The 17,821-nt window shown below is 68.5% G+C and carries 16 protein-coding genes; 9 read left to right on the plus strand and 7 right to left on the minus strand.

Translation table 11 applies throughout. The features are described 5' to 3' along the window. Window positions 1-199: 199 nt before the first annotated feature. Window positions 200-1,198, plus strand: coding sequence for a LysR family transcriptional regulator (locus ON23_RS02750; RefSeq protein ID WP_051041873.1), 999 nt, complete (start codon window positions 200-202; stop codon window positions 1,196-1,198). Window positions 1,199-1,213: 15 nt separating this feature from the next. Here ON23_RS02750 and ON23_RS02755 read toward each other — a convergent pair whose 3' ends face one another. Continuing rightward, window positions 1,214-2,281: a substrate-binding domain-containing protein gene (locus ON23_RS02755; RefSeq protein WP_039776006.1), complete on the minus strand. Its 1,068-nt coding sequence runs from the start codon at window positions 2,279-2,281 to the stop codon at window positions 1,214-1,216. A gap of 45 nt (window positions 2,282-2,326) precedes the next feature. Between ON23_RS02755 and ON23_RS02760 the strand changes: the two genes are divergently transcribed. Then, window positions 2,327-2,761 (plus strand): MarR family winged helix-turn-helix transcriptional regulator, encoded by a 435-nt coding sequence (locus ON23_RS02760; RefSeq protein WP_039776008.1) that lies wholly within the window; start codon window positions 2,327-2,329, stop codon window positions 2,759-2,761. Between the two features lie 69 nt (window positions 2,762-2,830). After that, window positions 2,831-4,135, plus strand: coding sequence for a M18 family aminopeptidase (locus ON23_RS02765; RefSeq protein WP_039776011.1), 1,305 nt, complete (start codon window positions 2,831-2,833; stop codon window positions 4,133-4,135). Here the strand turns inward: ON23_RS02765 and ON23_RS02770 are convergent. Further along, a complete protein-coding gene (locus ON23_RS02770; protein WP_245555898.1) occupies window positions 4,090-5,397 on the minus strand; it encodes a glycosyltransferase 87 family protein in 1,308 nt (435 codons plus the stop codon). The two genes, ON23_RS02765 and ON23_RS02770, sit on opposite strands and share 46 nt — an antisense overlap. A 160-nt stretch (window positions 5,398-5,557) precedes the next feature. Here ON23_RS02770 and purL point away from each other — a divergent pair, with 160 nt between their 5' ends. Continuing rightward, the gene (gene purL, locus ON23_RS02775) at window positions 5,558-7,852 is read left to right on the plus strand and encodes a phosphoribosylformylglycinamidine synthase subunit PurL (protein ID WP_039776013.1); all 2,295 of its coding nucleotides are present in this window, start codon (window positions 5,558-5,560) and stop codon (window positions 7,850-7,852) included. Between the two features lie 30 nt (window positions 7,853-7,882). Here the strand turns inward: purL and ON23_RS02780 are convergent, their stop codons facing one another. Further along, entirely contained in the window at window positions 7,883-8,164 is a 282-nt protein-coding gene (locus ON23_RS02780; protein ID WP_039776015.1) for a YiaA/YiaB family inner membrane protein, read from the minus strand. A gap of 139 nt (window positions 8,165-8,303) precedes the next feature. Here ON23_RS02780 and ON23_RS02785 point away from each other — a divergent pair, with 139 nt between their 5' ends. The 3 genes from ON23_RS02785 to ON23_RS02795 all read left to right on the plus strand — a co-directional run bounded on the left by ON23_RS02785 (window position 8,304) and on the right by ON23_RS02795 (window position 11,280). Further along, the gene (locus ON23_RS02785) at window positions 8,304-10,061 is read left to right on the plus strand and encodes an alpha/beta hydrolase (protein WP_039776016.1); all 1,758 of its coding nucleotides are present in this window, start codon (window positions 8,304-8,306) and stop codon (window positions 10,059-10,061) included. A gap of 55 nt (window positions 10,062-10,116) precedes the next feature. After that, on the plus strand, window positions 10,117-10,806 hold the full coding sequence (locus tag ON23_RS02790) for a CPBP family intramembrane glutamic endopeptidase (protein ID WP_051041875.1): 690 nt from the start codon (window positions 10,117-10,119) through the stop codon (window positions 10,804-10,806). 87 nt (window positions 10,807-10,893) lie between these two features. Continuing rightward, a complete protein-coding gene (locus tag ON23_RS02795; protein WP_039776017.1) occupies window positions 10,894-11,280 on the plus strand; it encodes a sterol carrier family protein in 387 nt (128 codons plus the stop codon). A gap of 1 nt (window position 11,281) precedes the next feature. On the opposite strand, the gene ON23_RS02800 is transcribed toward ON23_RS02795, so the two are convergent. After that, a complete protein-coding gene (locus ON23_RS02800; protein WP_039776018.1) occupies window positions 11,282-12,559 on the minus strand; it encodes a YhgE/Pip domain-containing protein in 1,278 nt (425 codons plus the stop codon). Between the two features lie 175 nt (window positions 12,560-12,734). Here ON23_RS02800 and purF point away from each other — a divergent pair, with 175 nt between their 5' ends. After that, on the plus strand, window positions 12,735-14,339 hold the full coding sequence (gene purF, locus ON23_RS02805; protein WP_039776021.1) for an amidophosphoribosyltransferase: 1,605 nt from the start codon (window positions 12,735-12,737) through the stop codon (window positions 14,337-14,339). Between the two features lie 114 nt (window positions 14,340-14,453). Here the strand turns inward: purF and ON23_RS02810 are convergent, their stop codons facing one another. Both ON23_RS02810 and ON23_RS02815 read right to left on the minus strand, forming a co-directional pair. Beyond that, window positions 14,454-15,077 carry a TetR/AcrR family transcriptional regulator gene (locus tag ON23_RS02810; RefSeq protein WP_039776023.1) on the minus strand — a complete coding sequence of 208 codons (624 nt, stop codon included), beginning with the start codon at window positions 15,075-15,077 and terminating at the stop codon, window positions 14,454-14,456. Then, a complete protein-coding gene (locus ON23_RS02815) occupies window positions 15,064-15,930 on the minus strand; it encodes an alpha/beta fold hydrolase (protein WP_039776025.1) in 867 nt (288 codons plus the stop codon). Before ON23_RS02815 ends, ON23_RS02810 begins: the two co-directional genes overlap by 14 nt. 187 nt (window positions 15,931-16,117) lie before the next feature. Between ON23_RS02815 and purM the strand changes: the two genes are divergently transcribed. Then, complete coding sequence (gene purM / locus ON23_RS02820) at window positions 16,118-17,236, plus strand: phosphoribosylformylglycinamidine cyclo-ligase (RefSeq protein WP_051024195.1); 1,119 nt, start codon at window positions 16,118-16,120, stop codon at window positions 17,234-17,236. 296 nt (window positions 17,237-17,532) lie between these two features. Here the strand turns inward: purM and ON23_RS02825 are convergent, their stop codons facing one another. Next, the gene (locus ON23_RS02825) at window positions 17,533-17,739 is read right to left on the minus strand and encodes a DUF3073 domain-containing protein (RefSeq protein WP_036497777.1); all 207 of its coding nucleotides are present in this window, start codon (window positions 17,737-17,739) and stop codon (window positions 17,533-17,535) included. Window positions 17,740-17,821 lie beyond the last annotated feature (82 nt).

The following is a 17,821-nucleotide window of genomic DNA, read 5'->3' on the forward strand; positions in this document are numbered from 1 at the left end:
CGGATGTCCGACCACCACCCGCTCCGGACACGTCGAGTCGCGCGCTGTCGGCGTCCGGACCTCGTCGTCCCGGCTGGTGATTCGCTGTCCCCAGACTGCGTCCTGCCCGGTCACACGTCTATTTACGGTTCGTTCACGGCATCGTTCAGTGCTCCTACACAGCGGTGGCCGAGCCCGGGCACCGCTTACGCTCGATGCCATGGATCTGTCGCTGCCCCGACTGCGCATGCTGCGCGAGCTCCATCGGCGCGGCACCATCACCGCGGCCGCGAGTGCGCTGCACTACACGGCGTCGGCGGTGTCGCAGCAACTCGCGCAGCTGGAACGGGACGTGGGGCTGCGGCTGTTCGAGCGGCGTGGGCGCCGGCTGCAGCTCACCGATCGCGGGGTGCTGCTCGCCGAGCACGCCGAGGAGATCCTCGCCTCGGTGGAGCGGGCGACACAGGCGCTCGAGGAGTCGGGGGAGTCGGTGTCGGCGACACTCACCGCCGGAGTGTGGGCCTCGGTCGCGTCGGGACTGCTGCCCGACGCGCTCACCGCGCTCGCCCGCGCCCATCCGGGCATTCTGGTGCGGACCAGGGAACTCGCGCCGGAGGCGACGGCCGCCGCGGTCCGCGACGGCACTCTGGATCTGTCGTTCGTACTCGACTATTCGAATTATCCGATGACCTGGGATCGCGGCTTGGAACGCGCCGTCGTCGCGGTCGAGCGGCTCTACGCGGCGGTGCCGGCCGGCGCGGTGCCGGCGCGGACGGCGACCTTGGCGGATCTGGCCGAACATCCGTGGATCCTCGCGCCCGCGCGCTCCCATTTCGGCCACGCGGTGCGGCTGGCCTTCCAATCCGGCGGGGTCGAACCGCGCATCGACCACGAGGTGGAGGAGCAGTCCACCGCGATGGCGCTGGTCGCGGCCGGACTGGGCGTCACGCTGGTCTCGGATCTGGGGCTGGCGCTGCGACCGGCGGGTGTGGATATCGTCGGACTCGGCGAGGGGCTCACCAGGACCGTCTCGCTGGCCTACCGCACCAATACGGCACGCCGGGCGGCGCTGCTGTTCGTCGTCAACGCGGTCCGGGCCGCCGCCGTCGACAAGGGACTCGGTCCGGAGCGGCCGCTGCTCGCCGCGCCGGGCCCGGAAACCGTTGCGCCACCGAACGATTCGGTGGAGGTCACCCACAAGGCGCTCGGGCTCGAGTGAGCCGGGCACGCGGCGTCAGTACAAAGTGTCCAGAATTCGCAGGTCCACGCCCTCTGCGCGGGCGATCAGACTGGGCGGGCGGACCACGTGGTTGTCGCGGTACATCCGCGCGCCCGACGGCGTCTCCAGCACCACGCCGTCCTCGAGCGCGGCCCGCATCCGCGGCACCTCGAGCGAGCCGACCGCATGGGCCATCGCCCGCAGCGTGTGCAGCGCCTCGTAGGCGGTGTTGCCGAAGTAGGTGAGTTTCGGCGCGAAGCGGCCGTGCATGTGGTGGTAGCGCGCGAGCCGGTCGGGATCGGAGCTCACGTCCGGGAACAGACTGGACGCGACATAGAGATCGGAATTGGCGCCAGGGCCCGCTGCGAGCAGGAGTTGTTCGTCGACGACCGGACTGACCCGCAGTTGCGTCGCGGCCCGGCCCATCGCGGTGAACTGCTGATTGAACCGGACCGCGTCCATCCCGACCAGCAGCATCACGATGCCGTCGACCCGGTCCAGCAGCGGATCGGTGAGGATCGACCCGAAGTCCCGGGTGCCCAGCGGCACGTAGCGCTCGAAGTGGACGGCGTCGCGGTACGCGGCACGGACGTCGCGCCCGGTGGCCACCGGCCAGATGTAGTCGTTGCCGATGATCGCCCAGCGCCGGGTGCCGAATTCCCGCGACAGCCACCGCATGGCCGGCAGGATGTGGCCGCTGGGCGCCTCGCCGATCATCACCACCTCGGCCGGTTCGTTCGGCAACTCCTCGTAGACGTTGGCGAACAGATAGGGGACCCGCCCGCCGGTGACCCGGGCAACCGCCTGGCGTACCGCGGAGATGTGCCAGCCGGTGATGGCATCGACCATTCCGGTGGCCAGCAGCGCCGAAACCTCGTCGGCCACCTCGGCCGGACTGCGGCCGCCGTCGATGGTCGTCACCCGCACCTGCCGGCCCAGAATTCCTGTGCCACTGTTGATTTCTTTCGCGGCCAAGGAAATCGCGGCTTCACAGGACGGCGCGACAATTCCGACGGGGCCCTGCAGCGGGACGATATTCAGTACCTCGACCACTTCGTCCGGGCTCTCGCCGAAGGAGAACATTCGGTACCCTTCTTCGTATCCGAGCGAAATGATGGGGCGGAGAATATGTCGACCATTGTAAGTGGCGCCGCCACGCTGCACGGGGCGCTGCGCGCTGCGGAACGCGGTTGGCTCCGGCACCTCGACGCGGCACTGTGTGCCAGGCAGCTGACCGCCGATCAGTGGGCCATGCTGTCGAATCTGTCCGACCGCTCCGGCATCACCATGAGCGAACTGGCGGTTCGCGCCCAGCTACCGCCGTCGTCGGCCACCCGCCACGCCGACGCCCTGGCCGAACGCGGCCTGATCTTTCGCATTGCGGCCGAGGACGATCGCCGCCGCATTCTCATCGGTTTGACCCACCGCGGCAAGGATCTGGTGGATTCGGTTCGCGAGCAGGAGTCACTGGCCGAAGAGGAATTGCGGAAACGAATCGGCGCGCGAAATCACGCGGAATTGCTCCGGCTACTCGAGTTGATGGTCGAGACGCAGTCGGAGTGATCCCGTTCGGGGTGCGACGGCCGACTCGGCAAAAATACGGCAATTCCGACAGCCGTTAGGATCGCCGGTATGCCGGTCTCCTCCACCGCGACGGCCTCCGGGCTGTGCGCCTTCATCGATGCCTCGCCGTCCCCGTTCCACGTATGCCGCACCGTGGCAGCCGAATTGGCGGCCCACGGATTCACCGAACTGCCCGAGGCCCGGCCGTGGGCCGAGGCGGCGGAGACGAACGGGGGAGTGGGCCGCTACTTCGTGATCCGCGGCGGGTCGCTGGTGGCATGGGCCGCGGCGAACACCGATCCGGCCGGGGCGTTCCGAGTGGTCGGCGCGCACACCGACAGCCCGAATCTGCGCGTCAAACAGCATCCCGATCTGGCCGTCGCGGGCTGGCAGATGATCGGCCTGGAACCCTACGGCGGTGCCTGGCTCAATTCCTGGCTGGACCGCGATCTCGGCATCTCGGGCCGGCTCACCGTCCGCGAGGGCGACGGGCTGGGACAGCGGCTGGTGCGCATCGACGATCCGCTGGTGCGGGTGCCGCAACTGGCCATCCACCTGTCCGAGGACCGCCGCGGGGTGACGCTGGATCCGCAACGCCATGTCAACGGCATCTGGGGGCTGGGGGAGCGGCCGCGTTCGTTCATCGCCTACGTCGCCGAGCGGGCCGGCGTCGCCGCCGGCGACGTGCTCGGATGGGAACTGATGACCCACGATCTGGAACCGAGCCGGGTGGTCGGCCGCGATCAGGATCTGGTGAGCGCACCGCGGCTGGACAATCAGGCCACCTGCTATGCCGGACTGCGGGCGTTCCTGGCCGCCGCCGACCGGGCCGGTGACCTCACCCCGGTGCTGGCGATGTTCGATCACGAGGAGGTCGGCAGCCAATCCGACCGCGGCGCGCAATCGGATCTGCTGCCCGCGATCCTGGAGCGGATCGTGCTCGCCCGCGGCGGTGGCCGCGCGGACTACCTTGCGGCACTGGCGGGTTCGATCTGCGCCTCCGGTGATATGGCGCACGCCACCCACCCCAACTATCCGGACCGGCACGAGCCCTCGCATCGCATCGAGGTCGGCGGTGGCCCGGTGCTGAAGGTGAACCAGAATCTGCGCTACGCCACCGACGCGGTCGGTGCCGGAGCCTTCGCCCTGGCCTGCGCGCAGGCCGGGGTGCCGCTGCAGCGGTACGTCCATCGCGCGGATCTGCCGTGCGGTTCGACCATCGGCCCGATGACCGCGGCGCGCACCGGCATGCCGACCGTCGACGTGGGTGCACCGCAGCTGGCGATGCATTCGGCCCGCGAACTGATGGGCGCCGCGGACGTGGCCTCCTATTCGGCGGCGCTGGCGGCGTTCCTCACGCCACTCGGGCGATAGGCGATCGCCGCGATCACCAGGGCGGCGAAGGTCACCAGCACATAGCTGCTGCCGATGATCTGCTGCCACCACGCCCAGCGGAGTTCGCGGTCGGCGTTGTGCGGCAGCACCCATTGCGGGCCGACCATGAACAGCACGGTGATCGCGGCGGTGATCGCGATCCACATCCGCCGCCGCGCCGCACGTCCCGGTGTGCCCGTGGCGTCCGCGGCCGGCATCCGGGCGATCAGGTCGCCCGCGACCAGGAGCGCGGGGGCGACCCACACCCAGTGATGCGACCACGAGACCGGCGAGACCAGCAGGACCGCCGCCGAATTGACCAGCAGCGCGGACACCTGGTGGCCGGCGTCGAGCAGCCGCTTCATCCACAGGGCGGCCAGTCCGATCGCGATGAGCGACAACCCGATCCAGATCCCGGTCGCGGCCGCGTCGGAGACGCCCAGGCGGAATGCGAAACCCTTGAGCGACTGATTGCCCGCGTACTGCGGCGGCCCGATGCGACCGGTATCGATCAGCGTGTGGAACCAGTATTCGGTGGAATCGTGCGGGAACAGCAGGAATGCCAGCGCGATCGCGCCGATCGCCGAGGCGATGAGGGTCAGGCACGCCCGCCAGTCCCGGCGCAACAGGAAGTACAGCAGATAGCCGGCCGGAATCAGCTTCACCGACACCGTGATTCCGATCAGCATGCCGCGCGGCCAGAACGGTTTGCGCACCAGCGCGTCGAGCGCGACGGCCGCCATCAGGATCAGATTGATCTGGCCGAAGTTGTAGGTCTGGCGCACCGGTTCGGACAGGCCGAGCACGGCGAGCGCCCCGATCAGCAGGATCACCCGGGTGGACCGGTCCATCCGCGGACGCACCCGGACCAGCACCAGCCACAGCGTGACCGCCAGGCTCGCCATCGAGGTGAGCAGCACCAGCCATTCGGCGACGGCGAGCGGCATCAGCGCGAGCGGCGCGAAGAACAACGCGGCCAGCGGCGGATAGGTGAACGGCAGCCCGATGCCGTGGACCTTGGGCATCGGCCCGTACAGGTCGCCGCCGTCGAGCCACGTGTGCGCGCCGTTGCGGTAGACCTGAAGATCGATGTAGCCGGTCCAGATGTGGGCGGCCCAGGAGACGATCGCCGAGACGACGAACAGGGCGATCGCGATCATGAGCAGCCGTCGCTGCCGAGTCGTCAGCCCCCCGGTGGACCGCGCGGACGACGTGGTCGCGGGCAGTTCGTCCGGATCCGCGACCCTGGATCGATCGTTCACCGGCTCAGCGTACCGGTGAACAGGTGCTGCCTGGTCGGGGTGGGTTTGGCACCCATTAGACTGGCAAGGACTCCCCATCCGCGTGCATTCCGTCTCTCACTCCAGCGTCGGAGCTCGTAGCTGCACGTTTGCCCGGCCGAAAGGACCTAGGTAGCCCACCGTGACTGTCCACGTCGACACCGTCAGCGCCGCCGCAGCCACCCCGGATACCCCGCAGCCGTACAAGGAGCTGGGTCTCAAGGACGACGAATACGCGCGCATCCGCGACATTCTGGGCCGCCGCCCCACCGATGCCGAGCTGGCGATGTACTCGGTGATGTGGAGCGAACACTGCTCCTACAAGTCCTCGAAGGTGCATCTGCGCTACTTCGGCCAGACCACCACCGACGAGATGCGCGCCTCCATGCTGGCCGGTATCGGCGAGAACGCCGGCGTGGTGGACATCGGTGACGGCTGGGCGGTCACCTTCAAGGTGGAAAGCCACAACCACCCCTCCTACGTCGAGCCGTATCAGGGTGCGGCCACCGGCGTCGGCGGCATCGTGCGTGACATCATGGCGATGGGCGCGCGCCCGATCGCGGTGATGGACCAGCTGCGCTTCGGCGCTGCCGACCACCCCGACACCCGGCGCGTGGTCGACGGCGTGGTGCGCGGCGTCGGCGGCTACGGCAACTCCCTCGGCCTGCCCAACGTCGGTGGTGAAACGGTCTTCGACGCCTCCTATCAGGGCAATCCACTGGTGAACGCGCTGTGCGCGGGCGTGATGCGGGTGGAGGATCTGCATCTGGCCTTCGCCTCCGGCACCGGCAACAAGATCGTGCTGTTCGGCGCGCGGACCGGTCTGGACGGTATCGGCGGTGTGTCGGTGCTGGCCTCGGACACCTTCTCCGGTGACGAATCCGCTTCGGGCCGTAAGAAACTGCCGAGCGTGCAGGTGGGCGACCCGTTCGCCGAGAAGGTGCTCATCGAGTGCTGTCTCGAGCTGTACCACGCCGGACTGGTGGTCGGCATCCAGGACCTCGGCGGTGCCGGATTGTCCTGCGCGACGTCGGAATTGGCGGCGGCCGGCGACGGCGGTATGCGCATCGACCTGGACAAGGTGCCGCTGCGCGCGGCGAATATGACCCCTGCGGAAGTGCTTTCGAGCGAATCGCAGGAGCGCATGTGCGCGGTGGTGACGCCGGACAACGTCGAGGCGTTCATGGCCGTCTGCCACAAGTGGGATGTGCTGGCCACCGTGATCGGCGAGGTCACCGACGGCGACCGCCTGGTGGTGAAGTGGCACGGCGAAACCGTGGTGGACGTGCCGCCGCGCACCGTCGCGCACGAAGGCCCCGTCTACGAGCGGCCCGTGCAGCGCCCCGAGGAGCAGGACGCCCTGGTCGCCGACACCACCGCCGGGCTGGCCCGGCCGAAGTCCGGCGACGAGCTGCGGGCCACGCTGCTGAAGCTGATCTCCAGCCCGCAGCTGTGCAGCCGCAAGTGGATCGTCGAGCAGTACGACCGGTACGTGCGCGGCAACACGGTGCTGGCCGAACATGCCGACGCGGGTGTGATCCGCATCGACGAGGAGTCCGGCCGCGGCATCGCCCTGGCCACCGACGCCTCGGGTCGCTACACCAAACTCGACCCGTACACCGGCGCGCAGCTGGCGCTGGCCGAGGCCTACCGCAACGTCGCCAGCACCGGCGCCACCCCGAAGGCCGTCACCAACTGCCTCAACTTCGGTTCCCCCGAGGATCCGGGCGTGATGTGGCAGTTCCAGCAGGCCGTGCGCGGCCTCGCGGACGGCTGTGTGGCCCTGGGCATTCCGGTCACCGGCGGCAACGTCAGCTTCTACAACCAGACCGGTCAGACCGCGATCCTGCCGACCCCGGTGGTCGGCGTGCTCGGTGTCATCGACGATGTGCACCGGCGCATCCCGACCGGATTCGGCACCGAACCGGGTGAGACGCTGATCCTGCTCGGCGAGACCCGCGACGAATTCGACGGATCGATCTGGTCGCAGGTCGAACACGATCACCTGGGCGGTGTGCCGCCGCGGGTGGACTTCGCCCGCGAACAGTTGCTCGCCGAGGTGCTGACCGCCGGTTCTCGCGACGGAATGATCAGCGCCGCACACGATCTCAGCGAGGGCGGACTGGCCCAGGCGGTGGTCGAAGGGGCGCTGGCCGGCGAAACCGGTGTGCGCATCCTGCTTCCCGAGGGCGACGACCCGTTCGTCACGCTGTTCTCGGAATCGGCCGGACGCGTCCTGGTCGCCGTACCGCGGTCGGAGGAAACGCGTTTCACCAAGATGTGCACCGCGCGCGAACTGCCGTGGGTGCGCATCGGCGTCGTGGATCAGGGCTCGGATTCGGTCGAGGTGCAAGGCCAGTTCTCGATCACGATGGACGAACTGCGCACCGCCCACGAGGGCACGCTGCCCGCGCTTTTCGGCGCCACCGCGGAGTGACCCGATGCGGACCGCGGCGCCGCGGTCCGCTCACATCCGGAACGGATCGTGCTCGGCCATCAGCTTTTCCACGCGGGCCTCGTCGATGCGCTGATGCACGCGCGCGGATTCGAACTGGTCGCGGATCACCTTGGCGAGGGTGAACGCGCTCGAGACCATGAACAGCGTGGTCATCAGCAGGAAACCGCGCTGCCAGATGTCCAGCGGCAGATAGACGATGCCGGCGGTGGCGGCGACGAAGCTGACACCGAAGGCGATCGCGGCCTGGGCCAGGAATGCGGGGCTGCTCTTCTGCTGGGTGGGAGTGCTCATACCCTCGAGTGTGCGGTCCCGGGCCGCGGGGATCGTGCGTAGAACTACTCGAGTACCCCGGGTAATTCCCGTTGTAGCAGTTGTTTGCCTCACGTGGCGAGGTCCCCGATTTCCACACGCCGACCGCCATACTTGACGGGTGCTCGATACCGCCGAGACTCTCACGACGCTGCGTACGCGCGGCGTCGTGGTCTATCGGCGAGGCCTGCGGCTGCTGCGGCGGCTCGAGGACGACATCATCGCGCTCAATTACGTCGGACTGGTCACCGCGACAGTATTTTTCGCCTGGTCGGTGACGCCGTCGCTGCTGCCGCGCGACTGGTTGTTCCAAGGCCTGATCAGCGGTCTCAACGCCGCCATCGGCTACGGCGTGGGCTGTCTGCTGGAGTGGGGCTTCCGCAGACTGATCCGGCCGCGCCTGCGGTTCCGTACGCCGTCGCTGCGGATTCGCTACGCGGTGAAGGTGACGATTTTGACGATCTGCGTCCTCACCGCGATCTACATGCTCGTTCTCTCGGCGGACTGGCAACGTCAGATCTACGACCTGATGGATATGGAAGGCACCACGCGCGCCGCCTATCTGCGCACCGGCGGGCTCAGTGCCGCGGTGGCCGCGCTGGTGGTGGCGATCTATCGCACGGCGCGGTGGATCGTGCGGTTCTTCGCACGGCTGCTCAGCCGCTGGGTGCGGGTGCCGCCGCAGCTGGCCCCGAGCATCGGCGCGATCGTGCTGGCCGTGGTGGCGGTGCTGCTGTTCAACGGTGTGCTGTCGGAGGCGTTCTTCACCGTCGCCAACTCGGCGTTCAGCGTGCGCAACGACAAGATGACGCCGTACGCGGTGCAGCCGACCGCGCCCGAACGCTCCGGCAGCCCCGCATCGCTGGCCAAATGGGACACGCTCGGTTCGGAGGGGCGATGGTTCGTCTCGCACGGACCCGATGCCTTCCGGATCGCCGCGGTGACGGGTAAGCCCGCGCGGGAACCGGTCCGGGCCTACGTCGGCCTCGGCTCGGCGGACGAGGGCCGGACGCAGGAGCAGCTGGCGGTCGCCGAACTCGAACGCACCCACGCCTTCGACCGCAAGGTCCTGGTCATCGTCACCACCACCGGAACGGGATGGGTGAACTCGACATCCGCGGGTGCGCTCGAGTACATGTACGGCGGCGACACCGCGATCCTGGCCTCGCAGTACTCCTATCTGCCCAGCGTGCTGTCCTTCCTCGCGGACCGGGAGAAGGTCGCGGTGGCCGGGAAGAAGATGTTCGACGCGGTCTATGCCGCTTGGTCGGCGCGGCCGCCGCAGTCGCGACCGAAACTACTGGTCTACGGGGAGAGCCTGGGTTCGCAGGGATCGGAGGCGGCCTTCGACGGGCTGGCCGATCTGCGCGCCAAGGTGGACGGCGCGCTGTGGGTGGGGCCGCCGAATACGAATCGGCTGTGGAAGCAGTTCGTCGAGCGCCGCGATCCCGGCACCCGCGAGGTGGAGCCGATCTACGCCGACGGGCTCGTGGTCCGATTCGCCTCCGGCGCACCGGATCTGGCGAAACCGTCACCGGAATGGCGGCATCCGCGCATCGCCTATCTGCAACACCCCTCCGACCCGATCGTCTGGTGGTCGCCGGATCTGATCTTCTCCCAACCTGATTGGCTCTCCGAATCGCGCGGCTCCGACGTGTCCACGCAGATGCGCTGGTGGCCGCTGGTCACCTTCTGGCAGGTCGCCGCCGACCTGACCAACGCCCAGGGCGTCAGCGACGGGCACGGCCACAACTACGGCACCCTGGTCCTCGACGGCTGGGCGGCCGTGCTGCCACCACCGGATTGGAATCCCCGGCTGCAGGAGAACATCCGAACCCAGCTGGAACTGTCGGAAGCGTTCGAACGCGTGGTGAAATGAGGGGCGGAGTCGTCGCCACCGCGGCGGAGAACGCGCATTCGCAGGGCGCGGAGCGATGAGTCGCCGACGCCCGGTACGCACTCTTCCGGCAGCCTGCGTCGCCCTGGTGTGGAGCAATCTCGTGCTGCCGCGGCTGGGGTCGGGCATACGCGGCCGCACGTTCGCCAACGCCGCGTTCGCGACCGGATACGCCGCTGTCTTCGACGGCCGGCCGGAGTGGCTGTCCCGGCGCGGTTTCGCCTGGGGCGCAGCCGCGTTCGGTGCGGTCGGCGCGGCGTACGGCGTGGGCCTGGCCGTGCCGGGAATTCGCGATCGGATAGCGGCGGTCGCCGAGCGTACGCCGGAGGTGAGCACGGCCGAATGGGTCGGCCTGCACATTCCGGTGGGCACCGTCTACAGCGAGGAGCTGATCTTCCGGGGGACGCTGGATCGGCTGTTCGAGGATGCGGGGCCCGTGCGAAGGCATTGCGGCGCACTGGTATTCGGTCTGTGGCATATTCACCCGGCACGGTCCGCAGGCGACAGCGTCCCGGTGACTGTCGCCGTCACCGCCGCGGGCGGCCTGCTCTTCTCGTGGCTTCGCCGCCGCACCGGCAGTGCGACGGCGCCCGCCCTCGCCCACCTCGCCCTCAATGCCGGGGGCGCGCTCGCACCGCGGGCGGCCCGCGCACTACGGGACCGGCGCGCCACGACGCCTCCTCGTGCCGAAGGTGGCGCTCCGCGTGTCCATGAGCCGCCCTGTTGACAGTTGTGGACGGATCGCGTCGGGCATACGGCCGACGCCCCGGCCCACCGGCGCGATATGTCCGGCCCGCTCGCTACGCTCGGTGGAATGGCGCGACATTCGGCTGTGGACCCTGCTCAGGTGCGTGATTCGGTGGCCGCGGTCGGTGCGTGGCTGCGCGACGAGTCGGCGGCACAGCCGGGGCGGTCCGAGCTGGCGGCGGCCGTGCGCGCAACCGCGCGAAGTCTGGCCGCGGCGGCGCCGGGCGCCTCGGTGGAGGTGCGGGTACCGCCCTTCGTGGCGGTGCAGTGCATCGAGGGTCCGCGGCACACCCGCGGGACGCCGCCGAATGTGGTGGAGACCGACCCGCGGACGTGGCTGTTGCTCGCGGCGGGACTGCTCGATTTCGAGACCGCGGTGGAGACGGGCGCGCTGAGCGCGTCGGGAATCCGGGCGGGGGAGTTGGCCCGCTGGCTGCCGCTGGTGGCGCTGTGAACTAGGCCGGTGCGGGCTCGGTGCGGTTGATCGGCTTGCGCTCCAACCCTTTTCGGTCGTAGAAGCGCGTCACGATCAACCCGAGCGCCACCCCGATTCCGAGGCCGAGCACGGTCATCCAGAATCCGCGGGTGAAACCGGCCGCGCCGTTGCCGTCGAAATACAGCAGCGAACGCACCGCCAGGAACACCTGATGCATGGGTTCGAAGGTGGCCAGCCAGCCCAGGTACTTCGGCGTCGCCTCGATCGGCACCGTGCCACCCGACGACGGCAGCCCCAGCACGATGAACAGGATCATGTTCACCAGCAGACCGGCCGAGCCGATCGCGGCCAGGATGGAGATACCGGTGAATCCGACTGCGATGATCGCGAGCACCCCGTAGAGATACAGGCCCAGCGGATTGTCCAGCGGCATCCCCAGCGCCGCGCCGATGCCGAGCAGAATCGCGGAGACCACCACCGCGGCGACCGCCATGACCGCCCATTTGATCAACAGCGTGCGGAGTCGGGAGACCGGTGTGGCGGGATAATGCACGTACCACGGCCCGTATTCGGTCGGCACGAAGCCGAGGGCGGAGTCGATCATGGTGTGCACGATCATCGCGCCGAGCATGCCGGCCATCAGCAACAGCAGTGCGTAGAAGAAGGCCGTCAGCCCCTGACCGGATCCGCCCGGCAGGGGATGGAACTCCTGCACCAGGATCTCCAGCGGCTGCGCCAGCGTGAGGCGGGTCGCGCCGGACAGTTCGGGGGCGGGCGGGCCGCCGGGCGCCGGGGCGAGCTGAGCCCGCACCTGCTCGACGAGCTGCTGACCTACCTTGTCGTTGATCTGCGGCAGCGCCTGATTACCGAACCGCACCACGATCTGGGTGGCGTAGGTGCCCGAACGCGGATTGGTCATCAGGGTGATGATCGGACGCTCGATATCGCCCGGTATGACACTGCCCACACCCAGGATCCCCAGCCGCTTGCTGAAATCGCTGGGAATGACGACCGTGCCGTAGACCTGGCCGTTCTGCATCTGCTGCTGGGCCTCCGGCAGCCCGAGTACGCGCAGATCGATCTGATCGGCGGGCACGGCGGCCCGCAGCCCGTCGGCGACCTGGTCGCCGAAGTTCACGTGTTTTTCCTGGCCGGGTGCGCCGAGCGTCTCGCCCACGTCCTGGTTGACCAGGGCGATCGGGAAGTCGTGCAGATTCCGCTGCGGATCGACGACGTAGTCGAGATACAGCAGCCCCAGCAACGCCGCCACCACTGAGAGGACCGCCACAGGGAACATCCATCGAAACGGAATCAGCCGCCGCAGATTTCGACTTTGTAGTGCGGTGTCGGTGCTCGCCACGGTCGAACCGTAGCAGCAAACAGCTCGCCACCCGGCGGATCCGGACGTGGGTTTCGCGCGGATGACCCGTAGAATGATTGGTGCCCCCCGCCCGACTAACAGGGAGCAAACGGTGACCCACGCCGATCTGTCGATCCCGAAGACCGCCGCAGGCCGAAACACCTCCGCAGTCGACGAGCCTGAGAACGAGCCCCGCGAGGAGTGTGGCGTCTTCGGCGTCTGGGCTCCGGGCGAGGATGTGGCCAAGCTCACGTATTACGGCCTCTATGCCTTGCAGCACCGTGGACAGGAGGCCGCCGGTATCGCGGTCGCCGACGGTTCGCAGGTGCTGGTGTTCAAAGACCTGGGCCTGGTTTCGCAAGTCTTCGACGAGCAGACGCTGGCGGCGATGCCCGGGCATATCGCCATCGGGCACTGCCGTTACTCGACCACCGGTTCCACCATCTGGGAGAACGCGCAGCCGATCTTCCGCACCACGGCGGTCGGCACCGGACTCGCGTTGGGGCACAACGGCAATCTGGTCAACACCGCCGAATTGGCAACCCGGGCCCGGGAATTGGGTCTGATCAACGGCCGCCTGCCGGGCAGCGCGATCACCGCCACCTCCGATTCGGATGTGATGACCGCGCTGCTGGCCCATGCCGCGGCCGACAAGAGCATCGAGCAGGCGGCCATGGAGTTGCTGCCCACGCTGCGCGGCGCCTTCTGCCTGACCTTCATGGACGAGCACACCCTCTACGCGGCGCGGGATCCGCAGGGTGTGCGGCCGCTGTGCCTGGGCCGCCTCGACCGCGGCTGGGTAGTTGCCAGCGAGACCGCCGCGCTCGACATCGTGGGCGCCTCGTTCGTCCGTGAGATCGAGCCGGGCGAACTGCTGGCGATCGACGCGGACGGGGTGCGCTCGCTGCGGTTCGCCAATCCCGAACCGAAGGGCTGTGTCTTCGAATACGTCTACCTGGCCCGGCCGGATTCGACGATCGCCGGTCGCTCGGTGCATGCCACCCGGGTCGACATCGGCCGCCGGCTGGCCGCCGAACATCCCGTCGACGCCGATCTGGTGATCCCGGTCCCGGAATCCGGTACGCCCGCCGCGGTGGGCTACGCCCAGGGATCCGGGGTGCCCTACGGCCAGGGACTGATGAAGAACGCCTATGTGGGCCGTACCTTCATCCAGCCCAGCCAGACCATCCGCCAGCTCGGTATCCGGCTCAAGCTCAACCCGTTGCGCGAGGTGATTCGCGGGAAGCGGTTGATCGTCGTCGACGACTCGATCGTCCGCGGCAACACCCAGCGGGCCCTGATCCGGATGCTGCGCGAGGCCGGGGCGCTGGAGATCCACGTGCGCATCGCCTCCCCGCCGGTCAAGTGGCCCTGCTTCTACGGCATCGACTTCGCCTCGCCGGCCGAGTTGATCGCCAACGGCGCCGGACCGGAACTGGCGGAGGGCTCGCAGGATTCGGAAGCGGCGATGGTCGAGAGCGTGCGCCGTTCCATCGGCGCCGACAGCTTGGGCTACATCTCGCTCGACGGCATGATCGCGGCCACCGAGCAGCCGCGCACCCGGCTGTGCTGCGCGTGCTTCGACGGCAAGTACCCGATCCCGCTGCCCGATGAGGCTGCCGTCGGCAAGAACGTCCTGGAAGGAATTCTCTCCGGTAAGCCGGAATCCGAACTCCTGGGCGAGAATGCCAACGCGAGCGCGCTGAGCCGCCCCTGAGCGTCACGCATGACGTCGTGGCCGGGCCGTTCGTCGTGGCGGGCCGGCATATGTCATCGCAGAGCGAGTCGACCTGGGGTGCACGCACATTCGGTGCCGAGCAGGTTCGAGAACCTACCGGCTCGGTGACGTGCTCGGCGGTGTGAGCAATCCGCCGAGCATCATCAGAATGCACTGCTCGGCCTCGGCGCCGGCCGCGTCCGGGTCGTCGGCGTGCGCGACGATCATGCCCGCCTCGGTGATCGCGGCCAGAATCAATTGGGCCAGGGTCCGGACCGGGACCGCGGGCGCGAGGCCGGACTCCACAGCCAATTCCAGCTGATTGGTGATCAGCCCGAGTCCGTGGCGCGCTTCCATCTCACGCCAGCCCTGCCAGCCGAGTACGGCAGGGCCGTCGGACATGGCGATCCGGACCGTTTCCGGGCGGCGGCTGATCATGAGGAAGGTATGCAGGCCGGTCGCCATCGCGGCCGGCAGATCGGTCGGGTCGGGCAGGGTGTCGATCGCACGCCGGACCTCCTCGGTGTTGTCCGCCTCGAGCTGTTCCAGTACCGCGATGAACAGGCCGCGCTTGTCGCCGTAGTGATGATGCAGCGCGCCGCGGGTGACACCGGCCGCGGCGACGATCTCCTCCGCCGACACCGCGGAATATCCGCGTTCGGCGAACAGCCGCCGCCCGACCGACTCGAGACTCGCCCGCGTCGCGCGTGATCTGTCCTCCTGGCTACGGCGTGGCATGCAGCCGAGTGAACTCCACGATCAACCGGCTGAGCAACTCGGGCTGGTCCTCCGAGATGAAGGTGAGCGAATCCTCGATCGTGCGCAGCGTGGCATCGGGCAGATCGTGCGCCAGCCGCTGCGCGAAATCGAGGCGGAACACCTTGTCCTCCGGCGCCCAGGCCAGCAGCACCGGCAGATCCCACTCGCCGAAAGTACGCGCGGCCGCGAGGGTATGGCGCTTGTGGATATCGCGCAGGAACCGGCGCAGATCGGCGCGGATGGCCGCCGAATTGCGGCTAGGCAGCAGGTAGGAATCCGCGATCTCGTGCGGTAGCGGCTGTTTGGTGACCAACCCGTAGGCGAGGGGCAACCGCTGCGCCGGCCGGAAGCGCAGGCTCTGCAGAATCGCGGTGAGCAGGCCGGGTACGCGCGAGAGCCGCGGCAGCGGAGTGAACGGTTGCGGGAAGAACTTCTCGTAGGCGTCGCAGTTGGTGAACACCACGCGCCCGACCCGGCTGCGGTCGCGCGACAGCATGATCTGCGTGATCGCCCCGCCGGTGTCGTTGGCCACCAGGGTGACGTCGGTGAGATCGAGTTCCCGCAGGAACGCCGCGATCAGATCGGCCGCGCCGGTCGGGGAGAGGTCGGCGGCGGGCATCGGCTCTGAATGCGAGCCGAACGGCCAATCCGGGGTGAGGCAGCGATGCCCGGCGGCGGCGACGTCCGGCACCACCTTGCGCCACAGATCGGCGTTGACGAGCAGGCCGTGCACGAAGACCACCGGCGACCCGGAACCGGTGTCGTGATAACGGATGCGGCCGCCCGGCACGGTGACGTGACTGATCGGGCCGAGGCTGGTGCTGATTCCCATGACATGCCTTCCGGAGTGGGGGTGATGTGCTCCAGAGTTACCTACATACCGTATGTATGTCAATGGTGGATGTGACGGTAGCCTCGAATCCGTACGTGCAGCCCAATACCGGTGCAGTCTCGTTATCCGGCTCCGGTAGCGTGATCAGGCATCTGTCCGCCGATTCGGTTTGGAGCTTTCCCGAACAATGACTGAGCAGACCCCGAGTGGTGCCGGTGTGAACGACACCGGCGCCGACGAGGCCCAATCCGGAGGCGCGTCCTACGCCGCCGCCGGTGTCGACATCGAGGCCGGCGACCGCGCAGTCGAGTTGTTCGCGCCGCTGGCCAAGAAGGCCAGCCGGCCCGAGGTGCAGGGCGGTCTGGGCGGTTTCGCCGGATTGTTCGCGCTCAAGGGTGGCTACCGGGAACCGCTGCTGGCCGCCTCCACCGACGGTGTGGGCACCAAGATCGCGGTCGCGCAGGCGCTGGACAAGCACGACACGGTCGGCCTGGACCTGGTCGCCATGGTCGTCGACGATCTGGTCGTCTGCGGCGCGGAACCGCTGTTCCTGCAGGACTACATCGCCGTCGGCAAGGTGGTGCCGGAACGGGTCGCGCAGATCGTGTCCGGTATCGCCGAGGGCTGCATCCAGGCCGGATGTGCGTTGCTGGGCGGCGAGACCGCCGAGCATCCGGGCCTGATGGGCGCCGACGACTACGACATCTCCGCGACCGGTGTCGGCGTCGTGGAGGCGGACGAGGTGCTGGGCCCGGACCGGGTCCGCCCCGGCGACGTCGTCATCGCGATGGGCTCCTCGGGCCTGCATTCCAACGGCTACAGCCTGGCGCGCCGGGTGCTGCTCGACATCGATCGGATGGCCCTCACCGGGCACGTCGAGGAATTCGGCCGCACCCTGGGCGAAGAGTTGCTGGAACCTACCAAGATCTATGCCAAGGATTGTCTGGCGCTGATCGCCGAGACCGATGTGCGCACCTTCGCTCACGTCACCGGCGGCGGCCTGGCGAACAATCTGGCTCGCGTACTGCCGGCCGGGCTGGTCGCCGAAATCGACCGCGGCACCTGGAATCCCGCGCCGATCTTCAAGCTGATCGCGCAGCGCGGCCGGGTCGAGCGGGCGGAGATGGAGAAGACATTCAACATGGGCGTCGGCATGGTCGCCGTCGTCGCCCCCGAGGATGCCGATCGTGCGCTCGCGGTGCTGACCGCGCGGCATATCGAATGCTGGACCCTGGGATCGGTCAAGAAGGCCAAGGACGCCGACGCCGCGCGCGTGGCGCTGCTCGGCGAACATCCCCGGTTCTGACCGGAAATTCGATCGCCTCCTCGATCCGGGTACGGCCCGGTCCGGGGAGGCGATCGTCGTTACGGCCGAGCCGCTGCGGCATTCGACGGCGACCGGCGAAAGCAAGGCCGGGCGGCAGGTGCCGAGGCATGTTGAACCCGGGTAATGCCGCCCTCGGTATCACTGATATCCGCGGCGGCAACCCGTACTACGAGCCCTCATCGAGGTGGGATCGGTCGACCTATCGGCCGAAAACGCTGGCCGACGTGCGAAGGGGGAGGCCCCTCAGGCCTCCCCCTGCAACACGTCGATTCGAGTCAGCGGCGCCAGTCGTCGTAGTCCTCATCTTCCTCCCAGCGCTTGAGCGATTCGTCCGAATCGTGTTCTTCGGACAGCACACCGCTCCGCCGGGGGGTGTGCCCCGACAGCTCGCGCTGAAGGCTCGCGAAGTCGGTCGACGGCGAGCTGTACTTCAGCTCGCGTGCAACCTTGGTCTGCTTTGCCTTAGCCCGGCCACGGCCCATGGCTGACCCCCTCGCGTCACTGCGGGGCGGCCTGGGGTGGTTGGCGGCCCCGTTCGAATTAATAATCTTCCTGACAGACACT

It is taken from the genome of Nocardia cerradoensis NBRC 101014, assembly GCF_000308535.1.
GTDB classification, from domain to species: domain Bacteria; phylum Actinomycetota; class Actinomycetes; order Mycobacteriales; family Mycobacteriaceae; genus Nocardia; species Nocardia cerradoensis.